We start from the raw sequence: 6,957 nt of genomic DNA, 5'->3' as shown, positions 1-6,957 counted from the left end.
CTTCAGGCACGGCGTTCACAAGCAGACGCCCACGTGCCTCCTCGACCTGCCTGCGCACGGCCGCCAGCGACCCGGCCGGGGCCGCCTCGCCGCGGGCCAGCAGGTCGGCCTGCTGATGGCGCACGCGCAGGTAGGCGATGGCCGCGCGCACCGCCTCGGGCCGGCGCGCCCAGGTGGGGCCGTTGAGGGGAGGAAGGACCCGCGGTGCGGCAGCCCCGGTTCCTCGGATGTGAAGGCTGAGAACCACTCCGCCTCCCCGGGAAGCGAGCGACGACCGTGTGCCGCGACCTGCCGTCGATGCCGACGAGAAGCCACGTCCGAAATCGAGGAAGGCGCCGTCGGCACCGCGCATCTTCACATCGACGTGGTCGCGCACGACCCGACCGACGATGTCGCCCGGATTCACCCAGGCGCCGACGCGAACCGCAGGCGACAGGTGACCATAGGTGGTGCGAAAGCCCTGGGGCGACTCAACGGTGATGCCGTATTCGGCACCATACCAGTTGGCGATGGAGACCACCTGGCCCGGCCACCCGGCCGCGATGGGGGTCCCGGGGGGATAGGCGATGTCGTAGCCGTTGTGGTGACCCGCCACCGATCGATAGACCGAGGTCGTGCGCCAGTCACTGAAGGTACCGCACACCACGCCTCCAGGACGAACGCGGTCGAGGATGCGCAGGTAGCCGCCGAGATCGGCCGCCGGCGCGATGGCGCCCGCACGAGATGCCGCGGCGGTGTCGACGCGCCCCGCGCCAGACGCGCCGCGACCCGTGGCACCGCTCGGCACGACGACGGAAGCCCCATCACCCACCGAGAAGACGAGGGTTCCGCCCCCTCCGCGAGGCGCCGTCGCGCTCTTGAGAAGCCGCTCCCGGTCGAGCAGCTCGAGGTTTCGAAAGCTCAGGTCTTCGAGCAGCGCCTCGACCGTCTCGAGACCGTGGGCTCCATGTGCCGCAGGGGCCGCAGGCAGGGCCGCTCCCACACGCGGTGTCGCGACAGACGGGGGAGCCGGGGGAAGCGGCACGGTCACGGGCCGGGCCGCGGCGGGAGATGCAGACAGCATCCCAACGAGCGCGGCTGCCAGCGCCATCGGGGTCAGGCGCGTACAACGTGGTGGGTTCATGAGCGCTCTTTCGGTTCGCGCAGCGGGGCGCGACTCCTTCAGACGAGAAGGAAGAGACTCACGACGAGGGTACCCCACGCTCCCGCGAGTCACCTTCCGTTCGGCTGCCCTCCCCTGCCCTCGCGGCCGAGCGGGCCTGCCAGGCCAGCACCAGCGCCAGAACCGCGCCCCAGGCGGTGGTGACGACGTACGAGACGCCATGGAGCAGCACGGCCGCGGCGGCAGATTCTCCCTGGGGCTGCTGCAGCCACTGCAGCGCGAGCATGGCCGACAGATGATAGGTGCCCACGAAACCAGGCGCCGATGGAATGGCGATACCCGCCAGAATCGCCGTGAGCACGATGAACGACGCCTTCCACCCGAGGTCGAGCCCAAGCGCCCGCACCGTCACCCAGACCCAGACTCCCGCCAGGCCCCACGTCAATGCCGTGCGCCAGGCCGCGGCGAGCAGCGCCCGCGGCGGGGTGTCGCGAAAGACCGCGGTGGCCACCTGACCGGCCACCGCCTCGACCCGCTTGCGCCAGCGCTGCGGGACGAAGGCGAGAACGCGCGCGCCGCTCCCCTGCCCGCTCCATGCGAAGGCCACGAGAACGGCGATGCCGCCTGTCGCAGTGAGGGCCATGCCGCCCGCCGCGGCGGCCCATCCGAAGCTCGCCCCCCCGGGGCGCATGGACGCCTGGGCGGCGGCCCACACGGCCAGCGCAGCCACCGCCATCAGATCGAGGATGCGCTCCACCACGGCCGTGACCAGCAGAGGCGCCATGGGGCGCGAATACGCGGCGCTCATCCAGCTGACCCGCACCAGCTCACCCGCGCGGGCCGGCAGAACATTGTTGGCGGCGGTACCCAGCACCACCCCGTTCAGCGCGCCACGATACCCGATGCCGTAGACCCCGAGCAGAGCCTCCCAGCGCCACCCCCGCACCACGAGGAGAAAAGCGGCGAGAAAGGCGCTGCCGCCTAGCCATCGAAGGTCGCAGGCACGGAGGGTGTCACCGAGCTGGCGCAGATTCACCCCCCTGGAGAACGCCCAGAGGGTGAGCAGGCTCACGGCAAGACCCACGACGAGCTGAAGCACGGCCGAGCGCCTCCCGCGCGGTGCGCTGCCGCCGCCCTGCGGGCTCTCCTCCTGGCTCTGGAGCTGCGAGACGTCCCCGCTCATCGGCGCTCCTCTTCCCGTGCCCCGACGGGCACATCGAACCGTTCCACCTCAACGGTGAACGTGACGTTCAGGCGCGGCGACCAGAAGACCCGCGTCGGCATGGCCAGCGCGCAGAGCCGGCGGCGAACCTCATCTGCCGCATCGACCAGCGACGGATCAGCCCGCAGCAGCCAGACCCTGCGACCTGCGTAGGCCCGCGGGTCGAACCCGTCGACGCCGCGCCGCCCGATGGGCACCACCGTGCACGTGGATGTGAGCGCTGGCGCATATCGATCGACAAGCCCACGGTTGTAGCCAGGGTCGAGCACAAGCACGTCACCCGCGCGCGCCATGCGCGCCACGCGCTGCGCCGCGCCGCGGATGTCCTGCGTGCTCCAGGGCTCTTCGAACAGCAGGTTGAGCGAAGACACGGTGGTGAGGGTCATCACGAAAGCGGTGAGCGCCGTGGCGACGAACCTGGCCTCGAGCCGCGTCAGGAAGCGTGCCACCAGCAGCCAGAAGCAAGGCGCCGTCACCGAGAGGTAGCGCGACTTGAAGATGTCGGCCTCGAGTGCGCGCGAGGCGATGAGAACGATGAGCGCGGTGAGCAGGAACGACGCGGCCACCACGAGCCAACCCCGCTCACGCTCGCGTCGAACCTGCCAGGCGCCGCCCAGCACGCACGTCGCGGCGACTCCCGCAGCCAGCGCGAACTGTCCGTAGAGCACGCGTCCGAACGGTCCGAGATCGAGCGGTCGGAAGAACAGGGTCAGGCCGTACGCCTCGTCGTAGCACAGCGACAGCAGCTGCCACGGCAACGATTCACCGCTGCGCACAAACAGCATGAACGGCAGCAGATCGCCTCGCGCCGTGGGATTCCCCTTCAAGACGAGCCACGGAACCCAGAGCAGGAACGCTGCCCCGGTGGCCAGGCCGTAGGTTCGCAACGTCGTTCGATCGAAGCCGCCGCGCAGGCCGACGAAGAGCACGGAGACGAACTGCGCCGCCAGAACGAAGACCGTGATGTAGTGCGTCCATGCGCACGCCGCGGCACACGCGGCATAGCACGCGGCGTCACGCCCGCGGCCGTCTCGCAGCGTGCGCAGCAGGAACAGCGTCTCGAGGGCCACCAGCAAGGTGGCGGGTGCGTACATGCGCGCCTCCCGCGACACCAGCACGCACAGCCCGCTGAGGGCCATGAAGAGGGCGGCGAGACGACCCGACCGCGTGTCGCCGAGCGCGCGGCCCAGCAGAACGGTCACCCACACCACCGCGGTTCCGCAGATGGCGCTCAATGCACGCAGACAGAGCTCGGAATCGCCCAGCTGCCGCCACAGGCCGAGCGCCAGGTAGTAGAGCGGCGGATGGCTCTCCTCGGCCACGACGCGCCGCACGATGTCAGTCGCGCTCCCCTGCGACAGCAGGAGCGACGCCCCCTCATCCATCCACAGGCTCGCCTCGCCCAGGGCCCACGTGCGCAGGGCAAGAGCGAGGCCGAGCACGCCGACAGTGATCAGCAGGTCACGGGTGCGTGAGATCAACGCTCACCCTTACTCGTGGGCATGGTCATCCGCGGGCTGCGAGGGGCGCGACCTCGGGAGGGGGGGCGGCGCGAGCGGGCGCGATGCGCCCGCATCGCCGCGCAGCAGATCTTCGAGGGCGGTGAGGCGGGTGCGCGCAATGAGGCGCAGGCTCTCGAGCACGGTCGACTGCACCTTCATCTTGCTGGCGCTGAGCTTGCGATCATAGCGCAGGATGAGCGGCACCTCGGCGATGATCGGATCGAACCTGCGGCACGTGAGCAGGATGTCGGCCATGCACGTGAACCCGCTGGCCGTGGTGATGGCCACGCCGTGGCGCTCCCACACCTCGCGCAGGAAGCCCGCGCGGTAGGCACGGAACCCGCAGGTGAAGTCGGTGACGCCCTGCACGGGGGTGAGCAGGCGGAACAGCCAGCTGGCCCCCAGGCTGAGCAGCTGGCGCGACAGGGCGAGGCCGCGGATGCGCGCCTGGGGCACGAAGCGCGAGGCGATGACGATGTCATATCCCTCGATGATGCGGTCGAGCATGCGCGGGATGAGCCCCGGGTTGTGGGTGTCGTCAGCGTCCATGGTGACGATGAGATCTGCATCATCGGCGAGCTCGAGGGCACGGGCCAGTCCGCTCTTGATGGTCTCCGCCAGTCCCATGTTGTGGGGATTGCGTGCGACGCGCACGTCGAGCCCGCCGCCAAAGCCCTCGGCCACGGCCACGGTTTCGTCGGTGCTGCCGTCATCGACCACCAGAACGACCACCGAGTGGCCCACGATGCGCTGCACATCGCAGATGCGCTGCAGCAGGCTGCCGAGATTGGCCGCCTCGTTGTAGGCGGGGAGCACGACCCAGATCACGGTTTCTCGCGAGACGCCTTTCGTGTTGGTGCTGCCGTTGATGCCTCAGGCCACCGATGCCCTGGCCTGCAGGATGGGCGACCGAGGGGCCTTCGACAAGCAGGGGGCGGAAGACTTCTCGAACCAGGAGATTCGTCACGCGGAGGAGAGGCAGGAGATCTGCGCCTCGCTCGAAAGGGAGGCCCGTGCCGAAGAATCGCCCCACGTCTCCCTATCTGGCCCCCGACTTCTATGCGCGCGAGCTGGCCCGCGGCCGCCATCGAGACATCGCGGGGGGCCGCTGGGACGAGACCGGAGAGCTGCAGCTGACGCTGCTGCGAGAAGCCGGGCTCGCGCCGCATCACACCCTGCTCGACATCGGCGCGGGGGCCCTGCGACTGGGCTGCAAGGCCGTGCCCTTCCTCGACGCCGGACGCTACTGGGCCACCGACGCGTCGCTTGCCCTGATGCAACGGGGCTATGAGGTCGAGCTGACCCACCACGATAGACTGCCTGTCGAGCACCTCATCGAAGATGCCACGTTCGACTTCCCTGGCGTGCCGGAACACGTCGACTACGCCATCTCGTTCGCCGTCTTCACACACCTGCCCCTGACTTCGCTCAAGCGCGCGCTGCGGCAGGTGCGCGCGCGATTCCCCGAAGTGCGCAAGATGCTCTTCACCGTGTTCCACGCACCCGAGGGCGTGGAGCGCTTTCGCCAGGCCAACGGCATCGTGACCCACGCCGACCGCACCCCGTGGCACTTCTCGTACGACGCCGTGGCGCAGGTGTGCGCGGCCGCCGGGTTCGTCGCGTCATCATCTGGGCACTGGCTGCCGCGGGGGCAGGTGCTCTGGACGGCGCAGATCGACCGCTCTCCAGCCCGCCTGTTCACGTGAAAACGCAGCAGGGACGCCAGCGCGGCGGCGTAGTGGTGGCGGGTGATGCCGTCATTGCGAAAGACGTGGCACAGGCGTCCCACAGCCTCGAAACGATATCACGGGCGGCTACGGTCAGGTCATTTGTCTCATCGTTACAGGCAGCGCCCGACGACCGTGCAATGCGTCAGTAGTGATATCGCGCCTGCAAGAAGTCGATGCGGTCATGGCTTACAAGATAGACGAGCCGGTGCTCCTGCGTGATGCGGCGAGACCGTATGTTTGCAGCGAGAAGGCGCAGCGGTTCCGGCATGCTGATTCCGCGAAAGGGATCTCTCGGGGTCGCTTCGACCAGAGCCAGAATGCGCAACGCCACCCTTCGGTCGGTCTCGACCCACCACCGCAGATCTTCGATGAGCTCAGGCTGAAAAACGGCATCTCGCGGCGGCTCGCGCTTCGGTTCAGGGGTCTTCGACAAGCCCGATATCCCGTCGAAGCTCTTCGATGGACGTGGCCGGCTGCTGACGATCCAATGCACGCTGCAGGGCCGTAAGCAACCGCGCGGCGTTGCGGGGTGACCGCAGGAGGTGGGCCGTCTCAGTGAGACTCTGCAGCTCGTCGGCCGAGATAAGAGCCACCTTTGGGTGGTTTCGACGGTTGATGATGACGACTTCTCGCTCATCGACCACGGTATCGCAGAGCTCGGCCAGCCTTGCGCGGGCGTCGGTATAGGTGGTCTCGATAGACACGGCACGCTCCTCCTGTACAGGAATACTGTACCGAATGCGCCGCGCGCCGTAAAGATCACGCAGTCAGTCTGCGCGATCAAGGGAGGTCCTGATCCGTCTGGGTGCAGTCAGTAGGTACCCCCAGAACCGCTGCGATATGGCCTTTGAATTCGCGGTCAACCTGGGCAACTTGAGCGTATATGCGCTCAACAACGCAAACTTGAGCGTATATGCGCTCAACAACGCAGACTTGAGCGTATATGCGCTCAACAAACGAGCGTCGAGGGTGCCGACGGTCCGCAAGCGGCGCGGAACCGCCGCCGCGCCACCGACGGATGACGAGGCCCCGGCGGAAAGCGCGCATCGCGCGGTCGCGGCTCTGAGGCGGGTCCCTGTAGGTGAAATCTCGGTGACCGAGCGTCTGCATTCCGTTCACGTACAGTTCGCATGCCGTCAACAAAGCCCGGATACTGTCGAGATGCGAGGAGACTCTTCAGGCGTCACTCGTGCCGCATGCCACCGCTGCCTGTCGTCCACGCACCTGGCGGACCCCCTTGTACGAGCTCGCGCTCGACCACGCGGAGCGGTTCGAGCACGAGTACGAAGAGCGGTATGCGCCCCAGTACGGTCCCTGGCGCCCGCGCGTGGGCAAGACACGCATGCAGTACCTCGACTGCGGCGTGCCGTCCAACGGGATGCTGCGCGTGGCCTGCACGAC

General features: G+C 68.3%; 7 protein-coding genes. 2 read left to right on the top strand and 5 right to left on the bottom strand.

Translation table 11 applies throughout. The features are described 5' to 3' along the window. The 4 genes from EB084_16700 to EB084_16685 all read right to left on the bottom strand — a co-directional run. Positions 1-1,090: M23 family metallopeptidase (locus EB084_16700; protein NDD29897.1), on the bottom strand; the 1,090-nt coding region annotated here is incomplete at its 3' end. A gap of 91 nt (positions 1,091-1,181) precedes the next feature. Beyond that, positions 1,182-2,285, bottom strand: coding sequence for a UPF0104 family protein (locus EB084_16695; GenBank protein ID NDD29896.1), 1,104 nt, complete (start codon positions 2,283-2,285; stop codon positions 1,182-1,184). After that, positions 2,282-3,805, bottom strand: a complete 1,524-nt coding sequence (locus tag EB084_16690; GenBank protein ID NDD29895.1) for a hypothetical protein — start codon at positions 3,803-3,805, stop codon at positions 2,282-2,284. Before EB084_16690 ends, EB084_16695 begins: the two co-directional genes overlap by 4 nt. A 9-nt stretch (positions 3,806-3,814) precedes the next feature. Further along, on the bottom strand, positions 3,815-4,696 hold the full coding sequence (locus EB084_16685; GenBank protein ID NDD29894.1) for a glycosyltransferase family 2 protein: 882 nt from the start codon (positions 4,694-4,696) through the stop codon (positions 3,815-3,817). 173 nt (positions 4,697-4,869) lie between these two features. Between EB084_16685 and EB084_16680 the strand changes: the two genes are divergently transcribed. Next, positions 4,870-5,532, top strand: a complete 663-nt coding sequence (locus tag EB084_16680; protein ID NDD29893.1) for a class I SAM-dependent methyltransferase — start codon at positions 4,870-4,872, stop codon at positions 5,530-5,532. A 440-nt stretch (positions 5,533-5,972) separates the two neighbouring features. Here EB084_16680 and EB084_16675 read toward each other — a convergent pair whose 3' ends face one another. Then, positions 5,973-6,260 (bottom strand): type II toxin-antitoxin system Phd/YefM family antitoxin, encoded by a 288-nt coding sequence (locus tag EB084_16675; protein NDD29892.1) that lies wholly within the window; start codon positions 6,258-6,260, stop codon positions 5,973-5,975. A gap of 485 nt (positions 6,261-6,745) precedes the next feature. Here EB084_16675 and EB084_16670 point away from each other — a divergent pair. After that, a partial coding sequence (locus EB084_16670) for a hypothetical protein (GenBank protein ID NDD29891.1) occupies positions 6,746-6,957 on the top strand: 212 nt, incomplete at its 3' end.

The organism is Pseudomonadota bacterium, from assembly GCA_010028905.1.
GTDB lineage: Bacteria > Vulcanimicrobiota > Xenobia > RGZZ01 > RGZZ01 > RGZZ01.
The sequence above is the reverse complement of the archived record's forward strand: the minus strand, read 5'-3'. Positions and strand labels throughout refer to the sequence as shown.

Bases quoted from the DNA above. Each gene is read 5' to 3' on its own strand.
- EB084_16695 (NDD29896.1), bottom strand. From the start codon at position 2,285: ATGAGCGGGGACGTCTCGCAGCTCCAGAGCCAGGAGGAGAGCCCGCAG.